The organism is Citrobacter enshiensis (assembly GCF_029338175.1).
GTDB classification, from domain to species: Bacteria; Pseudomonadota; Gammaproteobacteria; order Enterobacterales; family Enterobacteriaceae; genus Citrobacter_D; species Citrobacter_D enshiensis.
Map to the genome: position 1 here is coordinate 4,847,882 of NZ_CP119862.1, position 26,394 is coordinate 4,874,275.

Here is a 26,394-nt window from a genome sequence, read left to right on the forward strand (position 1 = left end):
AAATATGCTCAGCTCCACCTCGTCGCTTTATGCAGCTATCGATCTCGGTTCCAATAGTTTTCATATGCTGGTTGTACGCGAGGTGGCTGGAAGCATCCAGACGCTTACCCGCATCAAGCGCAAGGTGCGTCTGGCTGCTGGGCTGAACAGTGATAATGCCCTTTCTACAGAGGCAATGGAGCGCGGCTGGCAGTGCCTGCGTCTGTTTGCTGAACGCCTGCAAGATATTCCCCAGCCGCAAATCCGCGTGGTTGCAACGGCAACATTGCGCCTTGCCGTCAATGCGGGCGAGTTTATTGCTAAAGCACAAGATATTCTCGGCTGTCCCATCCAGGTGATTAGCGGCGAAGAAGAAGCCCGTCTGATTTATCAGGGTGTCGCCCACACCACTGGCGGTGCAGACCAGCGTCTGGTGGTCGATATCGGCGGTGCCAGTACTGAAATGGTCACCGGTACCGGTGCGCAAACCACCTCCCTGTTTAGTCTGTCGATGGGTTGCGTTACCTGGCTTGAGCGTTACTTTACCGACCGCAACCTGGCGCAGGAAAACTTTGATGAGGCGGAAAAAGCCGCACGCGAAGTGCTGCGTCCCGTTGCTGATGAGTTGCGCTATCATGGCTGGAAAGTGTGCGTGGGTGCCTCTGGCACCGTGCAGGCGCTACAAGAAATTATGATGGCGCAAGGCATGGATGAGCGTATTACGCTGGCGAAGCTCCAACAGTTAAAGCAGCGAGCCATTCATTGCGGCCGTCTGGAAGAGCTGGAAATTGAAGGATTAACGCTCGAGCGCGCACTAGTCTTCCCCAGCGGTCTCGCCATTCTTATCGCCATTTTCACCGAACTGAACATTCAGTGCATGACCCTTGCCGGCGGTGCGCTGCGTGAAGGTCTGGTCTACGGTATGTTGCATCTTGCCGTCGATCAGGATATTCGTAGTCGCACACTGCGTAACATTCAGCGGCGATTTATGGTCGATACTGAACAGGCAAACCGTGTCGCGAATCTCGCGGCCTCATTCCTCGAACAGGTGGAGAATGAGTGGCATATTGAGCCGATCAGCCGCGAAATATTGATCAGCGCCTGTCAGTTACATGAGATTGGGTTAAGCGTCGATTTCAGGCAAGCGCCACAACATGCGGCCTACCTGGTGCGCAATCTTGATTTACCGGGCTTTACGCCTGCGCAAAAGAAATTGCTGGCGACGTTATTATTAAATCAGACCAACCCTGTCGATCTCTCGTCGCTCCACCAGCAAAACGCGGTTCCACCGCGGGTGGCAGAACATCTTTGCCGTTTACTGCGTCTGGCGATTATTTTTGCCAGTCGTCGACGCGACGATCTGGTGCCTGATATTGTGTTGCAGGCACAGAATGAAAATCTGGCGTTAATTCTCCCCGAAGGCTGGATTGCGCGCCATCCGCTGGGCAAAGAGCTTATTGATCAAGAAAGCCAGTGGCAAAGCTATGTCCACTGGCCTCTGGACGTGTTGTAAGACGCTTTTTGCCGGATGGCGCTAACGCTTATCCGGCCAACTATTTCGCTCTCTTTGCCGCCATCATCGCTTTCAAATTTGCCAGATGGTTCTGCCCTTTCTGCATTCGCTCTTCGGCCGTCACGACTTTACGTTCCTGCTCCCAAATGAGATCGTCCTGCGGCAACTCCAACAGAAAACGACTCGGTTCAGGCCGTACCAGCTCGCCGTACTGACGACGTTCTTTGCACAATGTGAAGATAAGCTCTTTTTGCGCGCGAGTGATCCCCACATAGGCCAGACGGCGCTCTTCATCGATATTATCTTCATCAATACTGCTCTGGTGCGGCAGGAAGCCCTCTTCCATCCCCACCATAAAGACATACGGAAACTCGAGGCCTTTTGAAGCATGCAGCGTCATCAGTTGAACCTGATCTAACTCCTCTTCACTTTCGCCACGTTCCATCATGTCGCGCAGGGTGAAGCGCGTCACCACCTGGGTGAGCGTCATCGGTTCATCAATTTCACTGCCTTCCAGCATCTCCGTCATCCAGCTAAACAGCTGGTTGACGTTTTTCATCCGCATCTCCGCCGCTTTTTGACTTGGCGAGGTTTCATACAACCAGGATTCATAGTCGATGCCGTGAATGAGGTCACGTACTGCCGCAATCGGTTCACGCTCCGCCAGGCGCTGAATTTCGCCCAGCCACTGCGTAAAGCGGGTTAGCGAATCATACCCACGCCCGGTCAATGTCTGGCTAAGCCCCATATCAAAGCTGGCGGTAAACAGACTCTTGTTGCGGGTCATCGCCCATTCGCCCAGTTTTTGCAGCGTGGCCGAACCGATTTCGCGTTTTGGGGTGTTCACAATGCGCAAAAACGCGCTGTCATCGTCCGGATTGGTCAAAACGCGCAGGTAGGCAAGCAGATCTTTAATCTCCGGGCGGGAGAAGAACGACGTGCCGCCGGAAATTTTGTACGGGATCCGGTTCTGCATGAGGAATTTTTCAAACACCCGCGACTGGTGATTCCCGCGGTACAGAATGGCGTAATCCTTGTATTCGGTTTTATTTACAAAGTGATGGGCAATAAGCTCGCCGGTGACGCGCTCGGCTTCATGCTCTTCATTGTTCGCACTCAACACTTTAAGCTCGGCGCCATAACCCAGCTCGGAAAATAGACGCTTTTCAAAGACGTGCGGATTGTTGGCGATGAGGATATTTGCCGCCTTCAGGATGCGCCCGGAGGAACGGTAGTTCTGTTCGAGTTTAATCACCTGCAGGGCCGGAAAATCCTGGCTCAGCAGCACCAGGTTTTGCGGGCGGGCGCCACGCCAGGAGTAGATCGACTGGTCATCATCCCCCACCACGGTAAAGCGTGCGCGTTGACCCACCAACAGCTTAACCAGCTCGTACTGGCTGGTGTTGGTGTCCTGATATTCATCCACCAGCAGGTAGCGGATCTTGTTTTGCCAGCGCTCTCGCACCTCTTCATTACGTTGCAGCAGCAGCGTGGGTAGCAGGATCAGGTCATCAAAATCCAGCACGTTACACGCCTTCATATGCGCATCGTACAAACCATAGCAGTGAGCAAAAATGCGGTCCCGCTCGCCCTTCGCGCTGGCCGCCGCCTGCGCAGGGGTTTTCAGATCGTTTTTCCAGTTAGAGATCGTCGAGATCAGCTGTTGCAGCACCACTTTATCGTCTTCGATCAGCCCTTCGGTCAGATCCTTCAACAACGCAACCTGATCGGTGTCGTCGAACAGCGAGAAGTTGGATTTCATCCCCAGCGCAGCGTACTCCCGCTTGATGATGTCCAGCCCCAGCGTATGGAAAGTGGAAATCATCAGGCCGCGCGCTTCTTTGCGTCCCAGCGTCTGCCCGACACGTTCTTTCATCTCACGCGCCGCCTTGTTGGTAAAGGTCACCGCTGCAATGTGGCGCGCCTGGTACCCACAGCCACGAATGAGGTGGGCAATCTTGTTAGTGATAACGCGTGTTTTACCAGAACCGGCCCCCGCCAGCACCAGGCAAGGTCCGGTGACGAATTCGACGGCGTGTTGTTGTCCGGGGTTTAAACGCATAAAGATCACTCAATGAAAGTCAGGAGGGGAAATTTAGAGCATGGTAGTATAGCCAGCCTCAACCACCCCACTCAAGGCACGATCATGGCAAAAACAGCAGCAGCACTGCATATCCTTGTTAAAGAAGAGAAACTGGCTCTGGATCTTCTGGAACAAATTAAAAACGGCGCAGACTTCGAAAAGTTGGCGAAGAAACACTCTACCTGTCCGTCAGGCAAAAAAGGCGGCCATTTGGGTGAATTCCGCCAGGGTCAGATGGTTCCGGCGTTCGATAAAGTGGTTTTCTCCTGCCCGGTGCTGGAGCCAACCGGCCCGCTGCACACCCAGTTCGGTTACCACATCATTAAGGTGCTGTACCGTAACTAAGAAAAAGCCCGAGGTCTGAACCTTCGGGCTTTTTTTGTAGGCCGGATAAGGCGTTTACGCCGCCATCCGGCAATTCGTGCTACACCTTATCCGGCAACAGCAATACGTTTCATATCGGTCATATAGCCACGCAGTTTCTGGCCCACTTTCTCAATCGCATGACCGCGAATCGCTTCGTTCACATCACGCAACTGCGCGTTATCGACAGCACCTTCGGCAATGGCTTTGCCCAGGTCGCCCGGCTGAATTTCAGTCATGAACGATTTCAGCAGCGGTACGCAAGCGTAAGAGAACAGGTAGTTACCATATTCAGCGGTATCAGAGATAACCACGTTCATTTCATACAGACGCTTACGGGCGATGGTATTCGCAATCAGCGGCAGTTCGTGCAGTGATTCGTAGTAAGCAGACTCTTCGATGATGCCGGAATCCACCATGGTTTCAAACGCCAGCTCAACGCCCGCTTTCACCATCGCGATCATCAGCACACCTTTATCGAAGTACTCCTGCTCGCCAATTTTGCCTTCAAACTGCGGCGCGGTTTCAAACGCGGTTTTGCCGGTCTCTTCACGCCAGGTCAGCAGTTTCTTATCGTCGTTAGCCCAGTCAGCCATCATGCCGGAGGAGAATTCGCCGGAGATGATGTCATCCATGTGCTTCTGGAACAGCGGCGCCATGATCTCTTTCAGCTGCTCGGACAGCGCGTAAGCACGCAGTTTCGCCGGGTTAGACAGGCGATCCATCATCAACGTGATACCACCCTGTTTCAGCGCTTCGGTAATGGTTTCCCAGCCAAACTGAATCAGTTTTTCGGCATAGGCCGGATCGGTGCCTTCTTCCACCAGCTTGTCGAAGCACAGCAGAGAACCGGCCTGCAACATACCGCACAGGATAGTCTGCTCGCCCATCAGGTCAGATTTCACTTCCGCAACGAAGGAGGATTCCAGTACACCCGCACGGTGACCGCCGGTTGCTGCGGCCCAGGCTTTGGCAATCGCCATACCTTCGCCTTTCGGATCGTTTTCCGGGTGAACGGCGATCAGGGTCGGTACGCCGAAACCGCGTTTGTACTCTTCGCGCACTTCGGTGCCCGGGCACTTCGGCGCCACCATCACGACGGTAATGTCTTTACGGATCTGCTCGCCGACTTCAACAATGTTGAAACCGTGAGAGTAGCCCAGCGCCGCGCCGTCTTTCATCAGCGGCTGAACGGAACGCACAACGTCAGAGTGCTGTTTGTCTGGCGTCAGGTTAACCACCAGATCCGCCTGCGGGATCAGCTCTTCGTAGGTACCGACTTTGAAGCCGTTTTCGGTCGCTTTACGCCAGGAAGCACGCTTCTCAGCAATCGCTTCTTTGCGCAGGGCGTAGGAGATATCCAGACCGGAGTCACGCATGTTCAGGCCCTGGTTCAGACCCTGTGCGCCACAGCCGACGATGACCACTTTTTTACCCTGAAGGTAGCTCGCGCCATCGGCGAATTCGTCGCGGCCCATAAAGCGACATTTACCCAGCTGCGCCAGCTGCTGGCGCAGGTTCAGTGTATTGAAGTAGTTAGCCATGGTGAACTCCGTGATGTTGTGTTGTCGTGCTTTATTGTTAGGTTCGCTTGCCGTGTCATTGCAAGAGAGAATGAACTCACTATATGACAGGAAATTTATTGCGGAAATTGATATATTCACAACGTCACGTTGCAATTTCTGCAATATAAAAGAGTGGAGTGCGATCTGTGGATTTACGCGATCTGAAAACCTTTCTGCATCTGGCGGAGAGCCGCCATTTTGGCCGCAGCGCGCGGGCAATGCACGTCAGCCCCTCGACGCTTTCCCGGCAGATTCAGCGCCTGGAAGAAGATCTCGGCCAGCCGCTGTTTGTGCGCGATAACCGCACCGTGACGCTGACCGAAGCGGGTGAAGAGCTACGCGTTTTTGCCCAGCAAACCTTGCTGCAGTACCAACAACTGCGCCATACCATCGACCAGCAAGGGCCGTCGCTTTCCGGCGAGCTGCATATCTTCTGCTCGGTGACCGCCGCCTACAGCCATCTGCCGCCAATTCTCGATCGCTTCCGCGCGGAACACCCGTCGGTGGAAATTAAGCTCACGACCGGTGATGCCGCCGATGCGATGGAAAAAGTGGTAACAGGCGAAGCGGATCTGGCAATTGCCGGGAAACCGGAAACGCTACCAGGCGCGGTGGCATTTTCGATGCTGGAAAATCTGGCGGTGGTGCTGATCGCCCCCGCATTGCCCTGCCCGGTGCGCAATCAGGTCTCCGTCGACGAACCCGACTGGTCGACGGTGCCGTTTATCATGGCCGACCAGGGACCGGTACGCCGCCGTATTGAATTGTGGTTCCGGCGCAACAAGATCAGCAATCCTTTGATTTACGCCACGGTGGGAGGCCATGAAGCGATGGTCTCGATGGTCGCGCTCGGCTGCGGTGTAGCGCTGCTGCCGGAAGTGGTGCTGGAAAACAGCCCGGAGCCGGTACGCAATCGCGTGATGATTCTGGAGCGCAGCGATGAAAAAACACCGTTCGAACTTGGTGTCTGCGCACAAAAAAAGCGGCTGCATGAGCCGCTGATTGATGCGTTTTGGGCGATTTTGCCGAACCATTAACCCCATGCCGGATGGCGGCGCAAGCTACAAACGGCGTGTAGGCCTGATAAGCGAAGCGCCATCAGGCATCCCGTCCTAACCCGCCAGGAAGAACCTGAACGCCGGGTTATGCGTCTCATCGTGGCAGTCATAGCCCAGCTCGTTCAGCCGCGTTTCGAAATCCGGTTCGTGCTCGCCCAGTTCGAATGCCGCTAACACACGCCCGTAGTCGGTACCATGGCTGCGGTAGTGGAACAAAGAGATGTTCCAGTGTGTGCCCAACGTATGCAGGAATTTCAGCAATGCCCCCGGTGATTCCGGGAACTCAAAGCTGAACAGACGTTCCTGTAATGGCTTCGACGGACGGCCACCGACCATATAGCGCACGTGCAGTTTCGCCATTTCATCATCGGAGAGATCGACCACGCTGTAACCGCCGTCCTTGAGCAGTTGCAGAATTTCTTTACGCTCGTCCAGACCTCGGCTCAGACGCACCCCCACGAAAATGCAGGCATCTTTAGCATCGGCAAAGCGGTAGTTGAACTCGGTAACCGAACGCCCGCCAAGCAATTGGCAGAACTTCAGGAAGCTACCCTTTTCTTCCGGGATGGTTACTGCCAGCAGGGCCTCGCGCTGTTCGCCCAGTTCACAGCGTTCGGAAACGTAGCGCAGACCGTGGAAGTTGACGTTAGCTCCGGAAAGCACATGCGCCAGCCGTTCGCCACGGATATTGTGCTGGGCGATATACTTTTTCATCCCCGCCAATGCCAGCGCACCTGACGGTTCCGCCACCGCACGCACATCTTCAAACAGATCTTTCATCGCCGCACAAATCGCATCGCTGTCGACGGTGATGATGTCGTCGAGATACTCCCGGCACAGACGGAAGGTTTCATCGCCGATGCGTTTGACCGCCACGCCTTCAGCAAACAAACCTACGCGCGGTAGGTCGACCGGATGACCGGCTTCCAGCGCCGCCTTCAGGCAGGCGGAGTCTTCCGCTTCTACGGCAATCACTTTGATTTGCGGCATCAGTTGCTTGATCAGCACCGCCACGCCCGCCGCCAGTCCACCGCCGCCGACCGGCACAAACACGCGGTCCAGGTGAGCGTCTTGTTGCAGCAGTTCCAGCGCCAGCGTGCCCTGGCCAGCAATCACCATCGGATGATCAAACGGGGGTACCCAGGTGAAGCCCTGTTGCTGCGACAGCTCAATCGCTTTGGCTTTCGCTTCATCAAAATTGGCGCCGTGCAGCAGCACTTCACCGCCGAAGCCGCGCACGGCATCGACTTTGATGTCGGCGGTGGCGGTTGGCATGACAATCAGCGCTTTTACGCCTAAACGCGCGGAGGAGAACGCCACGCCTTGTGCGTGGTTACCCGCGGATGCGGTGATCACCCCCTGCGCTTTCTGTTCTTCCGTCAGCCCCGCCATCATGGCGTAGGCACCACGCAGCTTGAAGCTGTGCACCGGTTGGCGGTCTTCGCGTTTCACCAGGATCACGTTATCGAGGCGCGACGAGAGTTTTTCCATTTTTTGCAGCGGCGTGACCTGCGCTGCTTCGTAGACCGGTGCGCGTAGCACCGCTCTGAGATATTCGGCACCTTCAGGGGTGCCGGACAGGGGTTGCGAGTCAGCCATCATTAACCCCCCAGTTTTGATTTATCGCGCACCGCACCTTTGTCGGCGCTGGTCGCCAGGCTGGCATAGGCACGCAGGGCAAAGGAGACCTGACGCTCACGGTTCTTCGGCGTCCAGGCTTTATCGCCACGGGCTTCCTGCGCCTCACGACGTGCCGCAATTTCCTGCTCGCTCAGTTGCAGTTGGATGCCGCGATTTGGGATATCAATTTCGATCAGATCGCCGTCTTCGATGATCGCAATATTGCCGCCGCTCGCCGCTTCCGGGGAAACGTGGCCGATGGACAGGCCAGAAGTACCGCCGGAGAAACGACCGTCGGTCACCAACGCACAGGCTTTGCCGAGGCCCATCGATTTCAGGAACGTGGTGGGGTAAAGCATCTCTTGCATTCCTGGGCCGCCTTTCGGACCTTCGTAGCGGATGACAACCACATCGCCCGCGACCACCTTGCCACCGAGGATAGCATCTACGGCATCGTCCTGGCTTTCGTAGACTTTGGCCGGGCCGGTGAATTTGAGGATGCTGTCGTCGACGCCTGCCGTTTTGACGATGCAGCCGTTTTCCGCGAAGTTGCCGTAAAGCACAGCCAGCCCGCCGTCTTTGCTGTAAGCATGCTCCAGCGAGCGGATACAGCCATTCGCGCGGTCATCATCCAGCGTATCCCAGCGGCAATCCTGAGAGAATGCCTGGGTGGTGCGGATACCCGCAGGCCCGGCGCGGAACATGGTTTTCACCGCATCGTCCTGGGTCACGACAACGTCATATTGCTCCAGGGTTTGCGGCAGCGTCAGACCGAGCACGTTTTTCACGTCGCGGTTAAGCAGTTTGGCACGGTCCAGTTCGCCCAGAATCCCCAATACGCCGCCCGCGCGGTGTACGTCTTCCATATGGTATTTCTGCGTGCTCGGCGCGACTTTACACAGCTGAGGCACTTTGCGGGAGAGTTTGTCGATGTCACTCATGGTGAAGTCGATTTCCGCTTCCTGCGCCGCCGCCAACAGGTGAAGAACGGTGTTGGTGGAACCGCCCATGGCGATGTCCAGGATCATGGCATTTTCGAACGCCGCTTTGTTCGCGATGTTACGCGGCAGCGCGCTGGCGTCGTCTTGTTCGTAATAGCGTTTGGTCAGTTCAACGATGCGCGTGCCTGCATTGAGGAACAACTGCTTACGGTCAGCGTGGGTCGCCAGCAGTGAACCATTACCCGGCTGTGAAAGACCCAGCGCTTCGGTCAGACAGTTCATGGAGTTAGCGGTGAACATCCCGGAACAAGAGCCGCAGGTCGGACACGCGGAGCGTTCTACCTGATCGCTCTGTTCGTCGGAGACTTTCGGGTCCGCGCCCTGAATCATCGCGTCAACCAGGTCGAGCTTGATGATTTGATCGGAGAGTTTGGTTTTCCCGGCTTCCATCGGGCCACCGGAAACAAAGATCACCGGAATGTTCAGGCGCAGGGAGGCCATCAGCATCCCCGGGGTGATTTTGTCGCAGTTGGAGATGCAAACCATCGCGTCAGCGCAGTGGGCGTTGACCATATACTCAACAGAATCGGCGATCAGCTCGCGAGACGGCAGTGAATAAAGCATGCCCCCGTGGCCCATGGCGATACCGTCGTCCACCGCAATGGTGTTGAACTCTTTGGCAACACCGCCTGCCGCTTCAATCTGTTCAGCAACCAGTTTACCGAGGTCGCGCAGGTGCACATGGCCCGGCACGAACTGGGTAAACGAGTTTACAACCGCAATAATCGGCTTGCCGAAATCGGCGTCGGTCATCCCGGTTGCGCGCCACAGTGCGCGGGCCCCCGCCATATTACGGCCATGGGTGGTGGTAGCGGAACGATACTTAGGCATGCTTTATTTACTCCCGTCTGACTATTTAGCGGGACGGTGCGTGCCGTCCCGAATTTATATTTATGGATTAACCTGATCCAACCAGCCCCATTTATCTTCCGTTTCACCGGTGAAGAGGCCAAAGAATGCTTGCTGAATGCGTTTGGTGACCGGGCCACAGCGACCTTCACCCACCTGGATACCATCTACGCTGCGAACTGGCGTGATTTCTGCTGCGGTTCCGGACATGAACACTTCATCCGCCAGATACAGTGATTCGCGGGACAGTACTTGCTCACGTACTTCGATATCCAGCTCTTTCGCCAGTTTGATGATGGCGTCGCGGGTGATACCCGGCAGCGCGGATGAAGTGAACGGAGGGGTGAACAGGATGCCGTCTTTCACTTCAAACAGGTTCTCGCCTGCGCCTTCGGAAATGTAGCCGTTCACATCCAGCGCAATCCCTTCCTGATAACCGTGGCGACGCGCTTCGCTACCGACCAGCAGAGAGGAAAGATAGTTACCGCCCGCTTTTGCGGCAGTCGGGATGGTGTTCGGCGCAACGCGGTTCCAGGAAGAAACCATCGCATCGATCCCCTGCTCCAGCGCTTCAGCGCCCAGATAGGCTCCCCACGGGAATGCAGCGATGATCACATCAGTGGTGTATCCCGCAGGCGGGTTAACGCCCATACCCACATCACCCACAAAGACCAGTGGGCGAATATACGCGCTGGTCAGATTGTTTTTGCGGATAACGGCGCGGCAGGCTTCCATTAACTCATCAACGCTCTGAGAAACCGGGAAACGATAAATTTTTGCTGAGTCGCGAAGGCGCTGCATGTGTTCGCGATGGCGGAACACCACAGGTCCTTTGTGAGAATCGTAGCAACGGATCCCTTCAAACACTGAAGTACCGTAGTGCAACGCGTGGGACATTACGTGAACTTTCGCATCTTCCCAACGAATCATCTCGCCATTGGACCAAATGTAATCAGCTTTTTTCGTCGTCATTTTTCTTCCTTTTGCGCTCAGGCGCGGATCTGTTGTGATGTGGTTGTGCTCTGGCAAATGGCAACATGTGCAACGTCTACCAGTTTACTTAACTGACTAAACAGTAAGTCGACCGACCGGGGGCTGGCAACGGTCAATTCGATATTTATATTCTGTGCATCGCCAGCTGTTTCCATATTCATAGCGCACACCTGAAAACCGCGATGACGTACCACACGTAAAACACGCTCTAACGTTTCCGGACTGAAACGCGCCGCCACATTAACCTGATGTTGCATCATGATAATTTCTCCAGCATTTCTGAGTTACTGGCGCCGGGGGGCACCAGGGGCCAGACATTCTCAAGCTCGTCGATTGAGACATGAAGCAGGTAAGGCCCCTCACTGTTCAGCATGGTGTCGAGTGCCGCTTCAACCTGGTCTTTACGGGTGATGTGTTGGCCAGGAATGCCGAAGGCGCTGGCTAACATGAGGAAATCGGGATTATCGGTAAGGGTGGTTTCGCTATAACGTTCCTGAAAAAACAGTTGCTGCCATTGTCGCACCATCCCTAAACGCTGATTATCGAGTAAGACGATTTTCAACGGTAACTGCTTGCGTTTTACGGTGCCCAGTTCCTGCACATTCATCATGAAAGAACCGTCACCGGAGATACAGATAACGGTGTCATCCGGCCGCGCCACTTGTGCGCCCACCGCCGCTGGCAGGCCGAAGCCCATCGTGCCTAAGCCGCTGGAGGTGATAAAGTTTTCCGGGCGGGTATAGGTCATATGCTGCGCCGACCACATCTGATGTTGGCCAACATCCGTCGTCACGACGCTGTCTGCCGGTTTACGATCTGACAACTGCTTTAACAACAGCGGGGCATAGATAGCCTCACCGGGGTGATCATAGCGCCAGCTATGCTCGGTGCGCAGTTGAGCGCAATGCTGACGCCAGTCTTCAATATTCAACGACTGCTGCAGAGCGGGCAGCAGGGTATTCAGATCGCCCTGAAGGGCGACGTGCGCCTGACGCAGTTTGTTCATTTCTGCGGGATCGATATCCATGTGGATCACGCTGGCTTTTGGCGCAAAAGTATTTAACTTGCCAGTCACCCGGTCATCAAAACGCGCACCGACAGCCACCAGCAGATCGCATTCCTGCACCGCAAAGTTTGCCGCTTTCGTGCCATGCATCCCCAGCATGCCAAGATAATACGGATAGTCTGCATCAACAGCGCCAAGCCCTTTCAACGTGCAGGTGACTGGCATGCGGGTCGCATCGAGAAATTCACGCAACGCGGGTACCGCCTGCGCCATCCCCACGCCTCCCCCGACGTACAGCATCGGCTTTTGCGCTTGCGCTATCATTCGACACGCCTGCTCAACATCAGCGTGCGGGAACGTAACATCATTTTTCACTGTGGAAAAATAGGGCTCAAGAGAACCGTTGGCCAGCTGGATATCTTTAGGGATATCAACCAGAACAGGGCCTGGTCGTCCAGAATTCGCTATCCTGAAGGCGTCGGACATGATACGGGGTAACTCTTCCAGCGACGGCACCAGGAAGCTGTGTTTGGTGCAGGCCAGGGACAGTCCTAACACGTCCACTTCCTGAAAAGCATCGGTGCCAATGAAAGGCGCAGAAACCTGGCCAGTGATGGCGACTACGGGAACGGAATCTAACAGCGCATCAGCCAGACCGGTGATCAGATTGGTCGCCCCTGGCCCAGAGGTTGCGATACAGACGCCGGTTTTACCGGTCGAACGCGCATACCCGATGGCTGCCATGGCTGCCCCCTGCTCGTGTCTGCACAACAGGTGTTCCACGCCGCCGTCATACAACGCATCGTAAACCGGCATAATTGCGCCACCGGGATAACCAAAAACGGTTTTAACACCCTGCGCTCGCAAAGCATGTACTACCCATTGCGCCCCATTCATAGTTACTTCCCCGCCATAAATTTGGAGAAACAGAATTTTATGCTGTTATTCATTTTCTGCTCCTCGGTTATGTTTTTAAGGTCAAAAAAAACCCCCGGACCTTTCGGTGCGGGGGTCTTAGTTCGTTAAGGCTTGATTTTTAAGCCTTTCCTCGTCCAAGTGCAGCCCCGCACGGTGGGATAATAATCACCACCACGCTAATCACGACCAGGCTAATCACTCGTAGAAGGGCTTTCATTTTCGTATATTCTTGCATCTTGTTCGAAGGAATGCCTAAAGAGTTATCATAGATTTCACAAATAGCACAAGATATTTTTATTCTCTTTTTTCTGACACAGATAACGGTTTAGCAAAAACATATTGTTTTATATAAGAAAAATAAAATATGAAAATATTTCATTTTCTTTCCCACCGAATGGTCATTTCCCTCCCGGAATCTCGCATATCTTCCCTTTTGCGAGCAGCATTCCGCTCATCGGCCTTCCGTTTCAAGGTTGCACAAAACTTCATGAATCAGCCGCTAAAAGTCGTTATTTAGCCAAACATTGTCATCATTAACTTCGACATAATGGCTGCATCAGGAGGAGTTATGTCACTTTCGATTGTTCACACTCGCGCCGCCCTTGGCGTTAATGCCCCCCCTATAACTATCGAGGTCCATATCAGCAATGGCCTTCCTGGTTTAACCATGGTGGGATTACCTGAAACCACAGTAAAAGAGGCTCGCGATCGGGTGCGCAGCGCCATTATCAATAGTGGGTATGAATTTCCGGCGAAGAAAATCACGATCAACCTCGCCCCGGCCGATCTCCCCAAAGAGGGAGGGAGATATGATTTACCTATCGCTGTCGCGCTTCTGACTGCATCAGAGCAGTTAACAACACACAGACTTAGCGAATATGAATTAGTAGGTGAATTGGCGCTTACAGGGGCGTTACGCGGCGTTCCCGGAGCGATTTCGAGCGCAACAGAAGCGATTCGTGCTGGCAGGAGAATTATTGTCGCCAGTGATAATGCCGCTGAAGTCGGTTTAATCAGTGGCGAGGGGTGCCTGATAGCCGATCATTTGCAATCCGTATGCGCATTTCTGGAAGGTAAGCATGAGCTTGAAAGGCCTGTAACTGGCGATCTGGCTTCCGCTGCGTCATCGGATGATCTCAGTGATGTCATAGGCCAGGAACAAGGAAAGCGAGGACTGGAAATTACAGCATCGGGTGGCCATAACTTGCTACTGATAGGGCCTCCCGGCACAGGAAAAACAATGCTTGCCAGTCGCTTAAATGGGCTGCTTCCACCGCTCAGCAACGAAGCAGCATTGGAGAGTGCAGCGATTCTAAGTCTGGTAAATTCCGACACCGTACAAAAGCACTGGAAGCAGCGCCCATTTCGCTCACCTCACCACAGTGCATCATTAGCCGCCATGGTCGGTGGTGGCTCAATACCCGCCCCAGGAGAAATCTCGCTGGCGCACAATGGCATTCTGTTTCTTGATGAACTGCCTGAATTTGAACGACGTACGCTGGACGCGCTGCGGGAACCCATTGAGTCCGGGAAAATTCATCTTTCCCGCACGCGAGCTAAAATTACCTATCCCGCACGTTTCCAGTTGATTGCGGCCATGAATCCCAGTCCCACAGGTCACTATCAGGGAAACCATAATCGCTGTACTCCTGAGCAGACACTGCGCTATCTCAACCGTCTATCCGGTCCCTTTCTCGATCGCTTTGATCTTTCACTTGAGATCCCACTCCCACCACCAGGCATTCTCAGCCAGCCGATAGCCAAAGGAGAAGATAGTTTTACGGTTAAACAACGTGTTATCGCTGCCCAGGAACGTCAGTACACACGACAGGGGAAATTAAACGCGCAAATGAATACTCAGGAAATTCGGAAGTACTGCAACTTGCTCAGTGATGATGCACACTGGCTTGAGGAAACGCTGCTGCAGTTGGGGTTATCTGTACGCGCCTGGCAACGACTACTGAAAGTTGCACGTACCATTGCCGATATTGATCACTCAGACGGTATTAAACGACAGCACTTGCAAGAAGCCGTCGGCTATCGGGCGATAGACAGACTACTCATTCATCTGCAGAAACTGCTGGCATAAAAAAAGGGCAAAATGCCCTTTTTTTATTAATCGTCAGATTCGGTGTAATCTTCAGCACCTTCCATCTGCGGCTTACCACCAGACAGCGTGTGAAAACGCTTGGGACGCTTGATACGCGTCATGTATTTAGACCAAACGCGTTCAGCCTCTGTAACAGGTTCACGTTCGCCACGACATACCGCGACAAACAGTTTTTCTTCTTCAGTGACTGGCTCACGTTTACCCAGATCCAGCTCATTAAAGGCATAACCATAACGTTCAAGCAGTTGTGCCTCTTTGATGGTGAAATCACCATGACGAGAGAATCCACGAGGATAATATTTATTGTCGAAATATCGATTAGTCGTCGTAAAGCTTTCCGCCATCCTGCACGCTCCTAATTCTTTGGCCGAGCTATTTATGGCGCGGAGTATTAGTTACGCTTGACAGAGTGTAAAACAAAAGATTTAAATCATAACGACAAATAATTTTGCGGAGAGCATTGTGGATACGGAATTGTTGAAAACTTTCCTGGAAGTGAGTCGGACACGCCACTTTGGTCGGGCAGCAGAAGCACTCTATCTGACTCAATCAGCAGTAAGTTTTCGTATTAGACAACTGGAAAATCAGCTTGGCGTGAACCTGTTCACTCGCCACAGAAACAATATCCGTTTAACTGCGGCCGGAGAGAAACTTCTGCCTTACGCAGAAACACTGATGAATACGTGGCAGGCCGCACGCAAAGAGGTCGCACATACGTCACGGCATAATGAATTTTCTATCGGTGCCAGCGCCTCTCTCTGGGAGTGCATGCTAAATGGCTGGCTGGGGCGGCTGTACCAGTCTCAGGACCCGCAAACCAGTCTGCAATTTGAGGCCAGAATCGCTCAGAGACAGTCGTTAGTTAAGCAACTCCATGAGCGCCAGCTGGATCTGCTGATTACCAGTGAAGCGCCCAAAATGGACGAATTTAGTAGCCAGCTTCTCGGCCACTTCACATTAGCGCTTTACAGCGCGACGCCATCACGAACAAAAGACGAGTTGAATTACTTACGTCTTGAGTGGGGCCCAGACTTTCAACAACATGAAACAGGGCTGATCGCGAGTGAGGACATCCCTGTACTCACAACCAGTTCAGCAGAACTCGCACGGCAGCAACTTTCTCCCCTCAACGGTTGCAGTTGGCTACCGGTGACCTGGGCTAAAGAGAAAGGTGGACTCCACACGGTAACTGATAGCTCAACGCTTTCACGGCCGTTATATGCAATATGGCTACAAAATAGCGATAAAAATGCGTTAATTCGCGATCTTCTAAAAACAAGCGTACTGGAAGATTAAGGTAGTAGGATCTGGCAAGGATGCCGGGTGAAATGCAATGACAGGTAATATGGGCACTACTTTCAGGCAAATTTTAGGCAAAAAAAATCCTTAGCAAAAATGCTAAGGATTATTTCTGGCAGGGGCGGAGAGACTCGAACTCGCGACACCCGGTTTTGGAGACCGGTGCTCTACCAACTGAGCTACGCCCCTAAATTTTCTTATCATTAAGCCTGCTAAGATAGCAGGCTTAATTTTCTAATAAGTGGCGGAACGGACGGGACTCGAACCCGCGACCCCCTGCGTGACAGGCAGGTATTCTAACCAACTGAACTACCGCTCCACCGAATTTTTCTACAACTACCGGAATACTCCGGTTACTGCTTAATTTGATGCCTGGCAGTTCCCTACTCTCGCATGGGGAGACCCCACACTACCATCGGCGCTACGGCGTTTCACTTCTGAGTTCGGCATGGGGTCAGGTGGGACCACCGCGCTACAGCCGCCAGGCAAATTCTGTTTATTAACCCGCTTTTCGCCGGTTAATCTTATCTGTATCAAGCTGAATTTCGTGTCTCTTCGCCAAAACACCTTTGGCGTTGTAAGGTTAAGCCTCACGGTTCATTAGTATCGGTTAGCTCAATGTATCGCTACACTTACACACCCGACCTATCAACGTCGTAGTCTTCAACGTTCCTTCAGGAGACTTATAGTCCTCAGGGGAGAACTCATCTCGGGGCAAGTTTCGTGCTTAGATGCTTTCAGCACTTATCTCTTCCGCATTTAGCTACCGGGCAATGCCATTGGCATGACAACCCGAACACCAGTGATGCGTCCACTCCGGTCCTCTCGTACTAGGAGCAGCCCCCCTCAATTCTCCAGCGCCCACGGCAGATAGGGACCGAACTGTCTCACGACGTTCTAAACCCAGCTCGCGTACCACTTTAAATGGCGAACAGCCATACCCTTGGGACCTACTTCAGCCCCAGGATGTGATGAGCCGACATCGAGGTGCCAAACACCGCCGTCGATATGAACTCTTGGGCGGTATCAGCCTGTTATCCCCGGAGTACCTTTTATCCGTTGAGCGATGGCCCTTCCATTCAGAACCACCGGATCACTAAGACCTGCTTTCGCACCTGCTCGAGCCGTCACTCTCGCAGTCAAGCTAGCTTATGCCTTTGCACTAACCTCCTGATGTCCGACCAGGATTAGCTAACCTTCGTGCTCCTCCGTTACTCTTTAGGAGGAGACCGCCCCAGTCAAACTACCCACCAGACACTGTCCGCAACCCGGATTACGGGTCTACGTTAGAACACCAGCCATTAAGGGTGGTATTTCAAGGTTGGCTCCATGCAGACTGGCGGTCCACACTTCAAAGCCTCCCACCTATCCTACACATCAAGGACCAGTGTCAGTGTCAAGCTATAGTAAAGGTTCACGGGGTCTTTCCGTCTTGCCGCGGGTACACTGCATCTTCACAGCGAGTTCAATTTCACTGAGTCTCGGTGGAGACAGCCTGGCCATCAGTTACGCCATTCGTGCAGGTCGGAACTTACCCGACAAGGAATTTCGCTACCTTAGGACCGTTATAGTTACGGCCGCCGTTTACCGGGGCTTCGATCAAGAGCTTCTCCTTACGGATAACCCCATCAATTAACCTTCCGGCACCGGGCAGGCGTCACACCGTATACGTCCACTTTCGTGTTTGCACAGTGCTGTGTTTTTAATAAACAGTTGCAGCCAGCTGGTATCTTCGACTGATTTCAGCTCCACGAGCAAGTCGCTTCACCTACATATCAGCGTGCCTTCTCCCGAAGTTACGGCACCATTTTGCCTAGTTCCTTCACCCGAGTTCTCTCAAGCGCCTTGGTATTCTCTACCTGACCACCTGTGTCGGTTTGGGGTACGATTTTTGTGTTACCTGATGCTTAGAGGCTTTTCCTGGAAGCGGGGCATTTGTTACTTCAGCACCGTAGTGCCTCGTCATCACACCTCAGCGTTAATAAACGACCGGATTTACCTAATCGTTCCGCCTACATGCTTAAACCGGGACAACCGTCGCCCGGCCAACATAGCCTTCTCCGTCCCCCCTTCGCAGTAACACCAAGTACAGGAATATTAACCTGTTTCCCATCGACTACGCCTTTCGGCCTCGCCTTAGGGGTCGACTCACCCTGCCCGATTAACGTTGGACAGGAACCCTTGGTCTTCCGGCGAGCGGGCTTTTCACCCGCTTTATCGTTACTTATGTCAGCATTCGCACTTCTGATACCTCCAGCAACCCTCACAGGCCACCTTCAACGGCTTACAGAACGCTCCCCTACCCAACAACACATAGTGTCGCTGCCGCAGCTTCGGTGCATGGTTTAGCCCCGTTACATCTTCCGCGCAGGCCGACTCGACCAGTGAGCTATTACGCTTTCTTTAAATGATGGCTGCTTTCTAAGCCAACATCCTGGCTGTCTGTGCCTTCCCACATCGTTTCCCACTTAACCATGACTTTGGGACCTTAGCTGGCGGTCTGGGTTGTTTCCCTCTTCACGACGTGACGTTAGCACCCGCCGTGTGTCTCCCGTGATAACATTCTTCGGTATTCGCAGTTTGCATCGGGTTGGTAAGTCGGGATGACCCCCTAGCCGAAACAGTGCTCTACCCCCGAAGATGAATTCACGAGGCGCTACCTAAATAGCTTTCGGGGAGAACCAGCTATCTCCCGGTTTGATTGGCCTTTCACCCCAGCCACAAGTCATCCGCTAATTTTTCAACATTAGTCGGTTCGGTCCTCCAGTTAGTGTTTACCCAACCTTCAACCTGCCCATGGCTAGATCACCGGGTTTCGGGTCTATACCCTGCAACTTAACGCCCAGTTAAGACTCGGTTTCCCTTCGGCTCCCCTATTCGGTTAACCTTGCTACAGAATATAAGTCGCTGACCCATTATACAAAAGGTACGCAGTCACCCCATAAAAGAGGCTCCCACTGCTTGTACGTACACGGTTTCAGGTTCTTTTTCACTCCCCTCGCCGGGGTTCTTTTCGCCTTTCCCTCACGGTACTGGTTCACTATCGGTCAGTCAGGAGTATTTAGCCTTGGAGGATGGTCCCCCCATATTCAGACAGGATACCACGTGTCCCGCCCTACTCTTCGAGTTCACAACACATGCAGTTTGGTGTACGGGACTATCACCCTGTACCGTCGGACTTTCCAGACCGTTCCACTACCACACATGCTGATTCAGACTCTGGGCTGCTCCCCGTTCGCTCGCCGCTACTGGGGGAATCTCGGTTGATTTCTTTTCCTCGGGGTACTTAGATGTTTCAGTTCCCCCGGTTCGCTTCATTACGCTATGTATTCACGTAATGATAGTGTGTCGAAACACACTGGGTTTCCCCATTCGGAAATCGCCGGCTATAACGGTTCATATCACCTTACCGACGCTTATCGCAGATTAGCACGTCCTTCATCGCCTCTGACTGCCAGGGCATCCACCGTGTACGCTTAGTCGCTTAACCTCACAACCCGAAGGTGTTTCGTAAAACACATCGTGTTGCGAAAATTTGAGAGACTCGAACACACCGCTTATCTGTTCTTATTACGGGAGAACAGACACAGTGTGTCGTTTCAATTTTCAGCTTGATCCAGATTTTTAAAGAGCAAATATCTCAAACATGACTCGGAAGTCAGTTTTGAAGATACTGAGGCAGGGTGACTTTCACTCACGAACCAGCAAGTGGCGTCCCCTAGGGGATTCGAACCCCTGTTACCGCCGTGAAAGGGCGGTGTCCCTGGGCCTCTAGACGAAGGGGGACACTTAAGTCTCAATCGCAAGACGCCTTGCTATTTACTTTTCATCAACAATCTGTGTGAGCACTACAAAGGCAGGTTCTTTAAGGTAAGGAGGTGATCCAACCGCAGGTTCCCTACGGTTACCTTGTTACGACTTCACCCCAGTCATGAATCACAAAGTGGTAAGCGCCCTCCCGAAGGTTAAGCTACCTACTTCTTTTGCAACCCACTCCCATGGTGTGACGGGCGGTGTGTACAAGGCCCGGGAACGTATTTCACCGTGGCATTCTGATCCACGATTACTAGCGATTCCGACTTCACGGAGTCGAGTTGCAGACTCCGATCCGGGACTACGACATACTTTATGAGGTCCGCTTGCTCTCGCGAGGTCGCTTCTCTTTGTATATGCCATTGTAGCACGTGTGTAGCCCTACTCGTAAGGGCCATGATGACTTGACGTCATCCCCACCTTCCTCCAGTTTATCACTGGCAGTCTCCTTTGAGTTCCCGGCCGAACCGCTGGGCAACAAAGGATATGGGTTGCGCTCGTTGCGGGACTTAACCCAACATTTCACAACACGAGCTGACGACAGCCATGCAGCACCTGTCTCACGGTTCCCGAAGGCACTAAAGCATCTCTGCTAAATTCCGTGGATGTCAAGAGTAGGTAAGGTTCTTCGCGTTGCATCGAATTAAACCACATGCTCCACCGCTTGTGCGGGCCCCCGTCAATTCATTTGAGTTTTAACCTTGCGGCCGTACTCCCCAGGCGGTCGACTTAACGCGTTAGCTCCGGAAGCCACTCCTCAAGGGAACAACCTCCAAGTCGACATCGTTTACGGCGTGGGACTACCAGGGTATCTAATCCTGTTTGCTCCCCACGCTTTCGCACCTGAGCGTCAGTCTTTTGTCCAGGGGGCCGCCTTCGCCACCGGTATTCCTCCAGATCTCTACGCATTTCACCGCTACACCTGGAATTCTACCCCCCTCTACAAGACTCTAGCCTGCCAGTTTCGGATGCAGTTCCCAGGTTGAGCCCGGGGATTTCACATCCGACTTGACAGACCGCCTGCGTGCGCTTTACGCCCAGTAATTCCGATTAACGCTTGCACCCTCCGTATTACCGCGGCTGCTGGCACGGAGTTAGCCGGTGCTTCTTCTGCGGGTAACGTCAATCGACACGGTTATTAACCGTATCGCCTTCCTCCCCGCTGAAAGTACTTACAACCCGAAGGCCTTCTTCATACACGCGGCATGGCTGCATCAGGCTTGCGCCCATTGTGCAATATTTCCCACTGCTGCCTCCCGTAGGAGTCTGGACCGTGTCTCAGTTCCAGTGTGGCTGGTCATCCTCTCAGACCAGCTAGGGATCGTCGCCTAGGTGAGCCGTTACCCCACCTACTAGCTAATCCCATCTGGGCACATCCGATGGCAAGAGGCCCGAAGGTCCCCCTCTTTGGTCTTGCGACATTATGCGGTATTAGCTACCGTTTCCAGTAGTTATCCCCCTCCATCGGGCAGTTTCCCAGACATTACTCACCCGTCCGCCACTCGTCACCCAAGGAGCAAGCTCCTCTGTGCTACCGTTCGACTTGCATGTGTTAGGCCTGCCGCCAGCGTTCAATCTGAGCCATGATCAAACTCTTCAATTTAAGTTTGATGCTCATAGAATTAAACTTCGTAATGAATTACGTATGTTCACTCTTGAGACTTGGTATTCATTTTTCGTCTTGCGACGTTAAGAATCCGTATCTTCGAGTGCCCACACAGATTGTCTGATAAATTGTTAAAGAGCAGTGCAACGCGGCTTTCGCTCACCGTTGCGAGGTCCCGTATAATACGTTTTCCTCATTCAGAGTCAAGCATTTAATTTTGCTTTTCTCTACGAGGTTCTCAGTGGAACCCCGCTGACCCGGCGGCTTGCGTGCCGTTGTTCCGTGTCAGTGGAGGCGCATTATAGGGAGTTATTTCCGGCTGACAAGCGGAAATTTGAAATAACCTTCCGAGTGTCTCTTTTTTCACCAAAACCACCATTAAGACGCCACAAAATAAGCAAATTGTCGTTTTTGCAGCCGCAATCACACTTCCTGGTGGCATACTAAAGAGTGAGAATTCGAGAAAGGAAGACCATTCATGCCTTTAAGCGCACAACAGTTAGCCGCACAGAAAAATCTTTCCTATGTTCTGGCCGAAAAGCTGGCGCAGCGGATATTAAAAGGTGAATACGCACCCGGAACCATTCTGCCCGGTGAAATAGAGTTAGGTTCACAATTTGGCGTAAGCCGTACCGCAGTGCGTGAAGCCGTGAAAACATTAACCGCCAAAGGCATGGTTTTACCACGTCCACGAATTGGTACACGGGTGATGCCGCAAGCGAACTGGAATTTTCTCGATCAGGAGTTGCTCACCTGGTGGATGACAGAAGAAAACCTCCATCAGGTCATCGAACATTTTCTGGTGATGCGCATTAGCCTGGAGCCTCAGGCATGTTTACTGGCAGCAACAATAGGTACAGCTGAACAGAAGGCATATCTGAACGCATTAATGGAAGAGATGGGTTGCGCTGAAAAAGAACTTTAAGCGTGAGCGCTGGGTTGAAGTCGATATGGCCTGGCATGAGCACATCTATAAGATGAGTGCTAATCCCTTTCTTATCTCTTTTGCGACCTTATTCCATTCTGTCTACCACACCTACTTTACCTCTATTACTTATAACGACGTGGTGAAGCTTGATTTGCACCAGGCTATTGTCGATGCAATAGAAAAAAGCGATGGCGAACTCGCCTTCAAAGCTTGTCAGGCATTACTCATTGCGCCAAACGAGCTACCAGACAAATAACGAGATACTGAATGTCAGAAAAAAAAGCGCGCAGTATGGCCGGGTTGCCGTGGATAGCAGCCATGGCCTTTTTTATGCAGGCCCTGGATGCCACTATCCTTAATACTGCCCTCCCCGCCATTGCGCAGAGCCTTAACCGTTCCCCGCTGGCAATGCAGGCTGCCATTATCAGCTACACCCTGACGGTCGCAATGTGATTCCGGTAAGTGGATGGTTGGCAGACCGTTTTGGCACCCGCCGCATTTTTATGATTGCCGTTAGTTTATTTACGCTAGGCTCTCTGGCATGCGCGCTTTCAGGATCGTTAACCGAATTAGTCATTTTTCGCGTGATACAAGGGATCGGCGGCGCAATGATGATGCCGGTCGCCCGTCTGGCATTATTGCGGGCATATCCTCGCAGTGAACTGCTCCCGGTACTCAACTTTGTGACGATGCCAGGGCTGGTCGGTCCAATCCTCGGTCCTGTGCTGGGGGGAGTGCTGGTAACCTGGGCAAGCTGGCACTGGATCTTCCTGATTAATATTCCTATTGGCGTGGCCGGTATTTTGTATGCGCGCAAATACATGCCTAACTTTACGACGCCACGCCGCAGCTTCGATATGACCGGCTTCTTTCTTTTTGGCTTGAGCCTGGTGTTATTTTCCAGCGGAATGGAGTTGTTTGGAGAGAAGATTGTCGCAAGCTGGATCGCGCTGAGCATTATTGCCTGCAGTGTTGTATTGCTGCTGACGTATATTCGTCATGCTCGCCGCCACCCTACTCCTTTAATCGCCCTGCCTATTTTCAAAACGCGGACCTTTTCTGTCGGCATTGCTGGGAATCTCGCAACGCGCCTGGGTACTGGCTGTGTTCCTTTCTAATGCCACTCATGCTGCAGGTGGGGATTCGGTTATCCGGCGCTGATTGCCGGTTGTATGATGGCGCCGACGGCGTTGGGCTCCATTCTGGCTAAATCTACCGTTACGCAGGTGCTGCGTCGTCTTGGATACCGGAAAACGCTGGTGGGTATTACCGTATTTATCGGCCTGATGATTGCTCAGTTTTCTCTGCAATCCCCCGCAATGCCAGTGTGGATGCTGATTCTGCCGCTGTTTGTGCTGGGGATGGCGATGTCTACCCAGTTTACCGCCATGAACACGATCACGCTTGCCGACCTGACCGATGACAATGCCAGTAGCGGTAATAGCGTACTGGCTGTCACACAGCAACTTTCGATCAGTTTAGGGGTCGCCATCAGCGCCGCCGTGCTGCGCATTTATGAAGGAATGGAAGGCACCAACACGGTTGAGCAGTTCCACTATACCTTTATGACCATGGGCGCGATTACCGTGGTATCCGCACTCATGTTCATGTTGCTAAAAACCAAAGACGGACGCAATCTGATCAAAGAACGGCACACGTCTAAACCGACCCCCGCGCCATCAAAACCGGAGTAAGCTGCAAACGCTGCTGTTGTAATGCGGGCTGAGCCATACGATGAATTAACACATCGATGGCCAGCTCGCCCAACTCATCTTTGGCTTGATGAATCGTGGTGAGCGGTGGCGTCATATAACGCGCCAGTTCAATGTCGTCATAACCAATCACCGCCATATCCTGTGGTATACGCAACCCAGCCTGGTATAACGCCTGATAAGCACCAACGGCCATTGCATCGTTGGCCCGTGAAGACAGCTTGCGGCCCGTTCCTGATGTGACAGTAGTGTTTGCATCGCTTCAAACCCACCGCCAAACTCAAAATCACCGGTGATCTCGTAACCTTCCGGGATAGTCAGCCCGGCACGGTTCATCGCCGCCCGGTAGCCTTCCAGTCGCAAACGCGCCGGCGTTTTATCCAACGGCCCGGTAATACACGCTATACGAGTAAAGCCTTTATCTATCAGGTACTGCGTCGCTAATCCCCACCTAACAGCGAGTTATCCTGAATCAGATCGCTTTCGCCTTCACCATCAAAGGGGGGACCAGTCCATCATGACTGTCGGAATGGAAGGATAGCGCTGCATGATCTCCCTGGAAGGCTGATGTGTTTCGGTGCAGAGCAGCAGTAAACCATCACCCGCTTTTGCATCAGCGTTTCCAGGTTACGGTTCATACGTTGTTCATCGCCTTCGGTATTACATAACACCAGGCTATAGCCCCGCTCAAAGCAGCTACGCTCAACGCCGCGAACAAGTTCTGAATAAAAGGGGTTGGTACTGGCGGTGATCAACATACCAATCGTGCGGGTCTGATTTAGCTTCAGGCTACGCGCCAGGGCGGAAGGGCGCGTAGTTTAATTCTTTATTGCTGCTTCGACTTTCCCGGTAATGGTCTCGCTAACAAAGCGATCCTTATTAATCACGTGAGAGACTGTCGAAGTAGAAACGCCCGCCAGGCGGGCAACATCCTCATTGTAGCCAAGCGTTACCTCTGCTGACCCAAAAACGCCTCAATCTCTTCGCGCCACGGAACGGAGGGCTGCGCACCTTTACGCGTTACCGCAATGGCGGGCAGCGGCATGCGCAAAGCGAATGGCTTCAGGCAACGGAGTCTCTTCCAGTAACGCGGTAATCAGTGCGGCCGTTAAAGGTATCTCCGGCTGCAATCGTGTCGACAGCGTCGACTTTAAAACCAGGAACCCGGTGGCCTTCTCCCTCTACACTGGCCCAAACACCACGACTTCCTAATGTTATCAATACAGTATGAATACCTTTGGCATGCAATGCCTGAGCAGCCTTCGCGGCATCTTCATCGTTTTCCACCCGAATACCGGTCAGCTTCTCAGCTTCCGGTTTCGTTTCGGCGTAATAATATCCACCAGCGCCAGCAGTTCGTCGGAAAGTTCACGGGCAGGCGCGGGGTTAAGCGCCACGGTAGTTTTATGCTGATGGGCAATTTTGGCCGCCGCCAACACGCTTTCAATAGGAGACCTCCAGCTGCATCAATAATGCAGAGGCCTGGGCAATTCGCTCGCGTTGCGCTTCCACCAGCTCGGGCGACAGCGCCGCATTTGCACCCGCATGGATGCCAATGACGTTTTCCCCTTCGCCATTGACGAAAATCAGCGCCACTCCCGTAGCTTCACCCTTGATCACGCTAATTGGCGCGATATCGATATTGTCGCTGGTTAGCTGTTTGCGAACGCTTTCGCCAATGTCGTCATCGCCCGTACAGGCAATAAACGCAATATTTGCACCACTACGGCCCGCAGCAACCGCCTGATTAGCGCCTTTTCCACCAAAAGCTACCTGATAGTGGTTACCTGTTACGGTTTCGCCTGGGGTTGGAAAGGATTTTAGATTAAGGATGTGATCGGCATTAATGCTGCCAAGAACAACGAGGTTGCCTGCGGTTTTCATGTTCGGTATGTCCAGTAAAGTGCGCCACCGTATTAGGGTGGCGCGTGCCCTGCTTTTCTTTTTACGCTTTCATCTTCAGAATGTTTGTACCTTC

General features: G+C 53.1%; 15 protein-coding genes, 3 tRNA genes, 3 rRNA genes and 4 pseudogenes. 7 read left to right on the forward strand and 18 right to left on the reverse strand.

Translation table 11 applies throughout. The features are described 5' to 3' along the window. Positions 1–4 precede the first annotated feature (4 nt). A complete protein-coding gene (gene gppA / locus P2W74_RS23070) occupies positions 5–1,492 on the forward strand; it encodes a guanosine-5'-triphosphate,3'-diphosphate diphosphatase (RefSeq protein WP_276293388.1) in 1,488 nt (495 codons plus the stop codon). 40 nt (positions 1,493–1,532) lie between these two features. On the opposite strand, the gene rep is transcribed toward gppA, so the two are convergent. Next, positions 1,533–3,554 (reverse strand): DNA helicase Rep, encoded by a 2,022-nt coding sequence (gene rep / locus P2W74_RS23075; protein ID WP_276293389.1) that lies wholly within the window; start codon positions 3,552–3,554, stop codon positions 1,533–1,535. Positions 3,555–3,638: 84 nt separating this feature from the next. Here rep and ppiC point away from each other — a divergent pair, with 84 nt between their 5' ends. After that, a complete protein-coding gene (ppiC, locus tag P2W74_RS23080; RefSeq protein ID WP_015960967.1) occupies positions 3,639–3,920 on the forward strand; it encodes a peptidylprolyl isomerase PpiC in 282 nt (93 codons plus the stop codon). Positions 3,921–4,006: 86 nt separating this feature from the next. Here the strand turns inward: ppiC and ilvC are convergent, their stop codons facing one another. Continuing rightward, positions 4,007–5,482, reverse strand: a complete 1,476-nt coding sequence (gene ilvC / locus P2W74_RS23085; RefSeq protein WP_276293390.1) for a ketol-acid reductoisomerase — start codon at positions 5,480–5,482, stop codon at positions 4,007–4,009. A 167-nt stretch (positions 5,483–5,649) separates the two neighbouring features. On the opposite strand from ilvC, the gene ilvY reads away from it, so the two are divergent. Continuing rightward, positions 5,650–6,540 carry an HTH-type transcriptional activator IlvY gene (gene ilvY, locus P2W74_RS23090; RefSeq protein WP_276293391.1) on the forward strand — a complete coding sequence of 297 codons (891 nt, stop codon included), beginning with the start codon at positions 5,650–5,652 and terminating at the stop codon, positions 6,538–6,540. A gap of 75 nt (positions 6,541–6,615) precedes the next feature. Here the strand turns inward: ilvY and ilvA are convergent, their stop codons facing one another. The 7 genes from ilvA to ilvL all read right to left on the reverse strand — a co-directional run bounded on the left by ilvA (position 6,616) and on the right by ilvL (position 13,165). After that, complete coding sequence (ilvA, locus tag P2W74_RS23095; protein ID WP_276295265.1) at positions 6,616–8,160, reverse strand: threonine ammonia-lyase, biosynthetic; 1,545 nt, start codon at positions 8,158–8,160, stop codon at positions 6,616–6,618. Positions 8,161–8,162: 2 nt separating this feature from the next. Next, complete coding sequence (gene ilvD, locus P2W74_RS23100; RefSeq protein WP_276293392.1) at positions 8,163–10,013, reverse strand: dihydroxy-acid dehydratase; 1,851 nt, start codon at positions 10,011–10,013, stop codon at positions 8,163–8,165. A 60-nt stretch (positions 10,014–10,073) separates the two neighbouring features. Further along, a complete protein-coding gene (locus P2W74_RS23105; protein WP_276293393.1) occupies positions 10,074–11,003 on the reverse strand; it encodes a branched-chain amino acid transaminase in 930 nt (309 codons plus the stop codon). A gap of 17 nt (positions 11,004–11,020) precedes the next feature. Continuing rightward, positions 11,021–11,284: an acetolactate synthase 2 small subunit gene (gene ilvM, locus P2W74_RS23110; RefSeq protein WP_276293394.1), complete on the reverse strand. Its 264-nt coding sequence runs from the start codon at positions 11,282–11,284 to the stop codon at positions 11,021–11,023. Next, complete coding sequence (gene ilvG, locus P2W74_RS23115; RefSeq protein WP_276293395.1) at positions 11,281–12,927, reverse strand: acetolactate synthase 2 catalytic subunit; 1,647 nt, start codon at positions 12,925–12,927, stop codon at positions 11,281–11,283. Before ilvG ends, ilvM begins: the two co-directional genes overlap by 4 nt. 2 nt (positions 12,928–12,929) lie before the next feature. Further along, complete coding sequence (gene ilvX / locus P2W74_RS23750) at positions 12,930–12,980, reverse strand: peptide IlvX (RefSeq protein ID WP_203361354.1); 51 nt, start codon at positions 12,978–12,980, stop codon at positions 12,930–12,932. 86 nt (positions 12,981–13,066) lie between these two features. After that, the gene (gene ilvL / locus P2W74_RS23120; protein WP_015966468.1) at positions 13,067–13,165 is read right to left on the reverse strand and encodes an ilv operon leader peptide; all 99 of its coding nucleotides are present in this window, start codon (positions 13,163–13,165) and stop codon (positions 13,067–13,069) included. Between the two features lie 351 nt (positions 13,166–13,516). On the opposite strand from ilvL, the gene P2W74_RS23125 reads away from it, so the two are divergent. Continuing rightward, the gene (locus P2W74_RS23125) at positions 13,517–15,037 is read left to right on the forward strand and encodes a YifB family Mg chelatase-like AAA ATPase (RefSeq protein WP_276293396.1); all 1,521 of its coding nucleotides are present in this window, start codon (positions 13,517–13,519) and stop codon (positions 15,035–15,037) included. A gap of 26 nt (positions 15,038–15,063) precedes the next feature. Here P2W74_RS23125 and maoP read toward each other — a convergent pair whose 3' ends face one another. After that, a complete protein-coding gene (maoP, locus tag P2W74_RS23130; RefSeq protein WP_162380306.1) occupies positions 15,064–15,402 on the reverse strand; it encodes a macrodomain Ori organization protein MaoP in 339 nt (112 codons plus the stop codon). Positions 15,403–15,520: 118 nt separating this feature from the next. Here maoP and hdfR point away from each other — a divergent pair, with 118 nt between their 5' ends. Continuing rightward, positions 15,521–16,354: an HTH-type transcriptional regulator HdfR gene (gene hdfR, locus P2W74_RS23135; RefSeq protein ID WP_276293397.1), complete on the forward strand. Its 834-nt coding sequence runs from the start codon at positions 15,521–15,523 to the stop codon at positions 16,352–16,354. Between the two features lie 116 nt (positions 16,355–16,470). Here hdfR and P2W74_RS23140 read toward each other — a convergent pair. The 6 genes from P2W74_RS23140 to P2W74_RS23165 all read right to left on the reverse strand — a co-directional run bounded on the left by P2W74_RS23140 (position 16,471) and on the right by P2W74_RS23165 (position 21,773). Next, positions 16,471–16,546 (reverse strand) — tRNA-Trp (locus P2W74_RS23140). Positions 16,547–16,599: 53 nt separating this feature from the next. Then, positions 16,600–16,676: transfer RNA gene (locus P2W74_RS23145), tRNA-Asp, on the reverse strand. A gap of 51 nt (positions 16,677–16,727) precedes the next feature. Continuing rightward, a 5S ribosomal RNA gene (gene rrf, locus P2W74_RS23150) occupies positions 16,728–16,843 on the reverse strand. Positions 16,844–16,936: 93 nt separating this feature from the next. Next, positions 16,937–19,847 (reverse strand): 23S ribosomal RNA (locus tag P2W74_RS23155). A 219-nt stretch (positions 19,848–20,066) separates the two neighbouring features. Beyond that, positions 20,067–20,144 (reverse strand) — tRNA-Glu (locus tag P2W74_RS23160). A gap of 84 nt (positions 20,145–20,228) precedes the next feature. Then, positions 20,229–21,773: ribosomal RNA gene (locus P2W74_RS23165) — 16S ribosomal RNA — on the reverse strand. Together the 16S, 23S and 5S rRNA genes with 3 tRNA genes alongside form the textbook arrangement of a ribosomal RNA operon. Before the next feature lie 481 nt (positions 21,774–22,254). Here P2W74_RS23165 and P2W74_RS23170 point away from each other — a divergent pair. Both P2W74_RS23170 and mdtD read left to right on the forward strand, forming a co-directional pair. Next, positions 22,255–22,960 (forward strand): annotated as a pseudogene (locus tag P2W74_RS23170) (FadR/GntR family transcriptional regulator). Between the two features lie 11 nt (positions 22,961–22,971). Then, positions 22,972–24,398 (forward strand): annotated as a pseudogene (gene mdtD, locus P2W74_RS23175) (multidrug transporter subunit MdtD). On the opposite strand, the pseudogene rbsR reads toward mdtD, so the two are convergent. Further along, positions 24,364–25,336 (reverse strand): annotated as a pseudogene (rbsR, locus tag P2W74_RS23180) (ribose operon transcriptional repressor RbsR). The pseudogenes mdtD and rbsR overlap by 35 nt on opposite strands. Positions 25,337–25,365: 29 nt before the next feature. Next, positions 25,366–26,300 (reverse strand): annotated as a pseudogene (rbsK, locus tag P2W74_RS23185) (ribokinase). Between the last annotated feature and the right edge of the window lie 94 nt (positions 26,301–26,394).

Coding starts and splice junctions, on each gene's coding strand:
- gppA (WP_276293388.1), top strand. CDS start 5: ATGCTCAGCTCCACCTCGTCGCTTTATGCAGCTATCGATCTCGGTTCC.
- rep (WP_276293389.1), bottom strand. CDS start 3,554: ATGCGTTTAAACCCCGGACAACAACACGCCGTCGAATTCGTCACCGGA.
- ppiC (WP_015960967.1), top strand. CDS start 3,639: ATGGCAAAAACAGCAGCAGCACTGCATATCCTTGTTAAAGAAGAGAAA.
- ilvC (WP_276293390.1), bottom strand. CDS start 5,482: ATGGCTAACTACTTCAATACACTGAACCTGCGCCAGCAGCTGGCGCAG.
- ilvA (WP_276295265.1), bottom strand. CDS start 8,160: ATGGCTGACTCGCAACCCCTGTCCGGCACCCCTGAAGGTGCCGAATAT.
- ilvD (WP_276293392.1), bottom strand. CDS start 10,013: ATGCCTAAGTATCGTTCCGCTACCACCACCCATGGCCGTAATATGGCG.
- P2W74_RS23105 (WP_276293393.1), bottom strand. CDS start 11,003: ATGACGACGAAAAAAGCTGATTACATTTGGTCCAATGGCGAGATGATT.
- ilvM (WP_276293394.1), bottom strand. CDS start 11,284: ATGATGCAACATCAGGTTAATGTGGCGGCGCGTTTCAGTCCGGAAACG.
- ilvG (WP_276293395.1), bottom strand. CDS start 12,927: ATGAATGGGGCGCAATGGGTAGTACATGCTTTGCGAGCGCAGGGTGTT.
- ilvL (WP_015966468.1), bottom strand. CDS start 13,165: ATGAAAGCCCTTCTACGAGTGATTAGCCTGGTCGTGATTAGCGTGGTG.
- P2W74_RS23125 (WP_276293396.1), top strand. CDS start 13,517: ATGTCACTTTCGATTGTTCACACTCGCGCCGCCCTTGGCGTTAATGCC.
- maoP (WP_162380306.1), bottom strand. CDS start 15,402: ATGGCGGAAAGCTTTACGACGACTAATCGATATTTCGACAATAAATAT.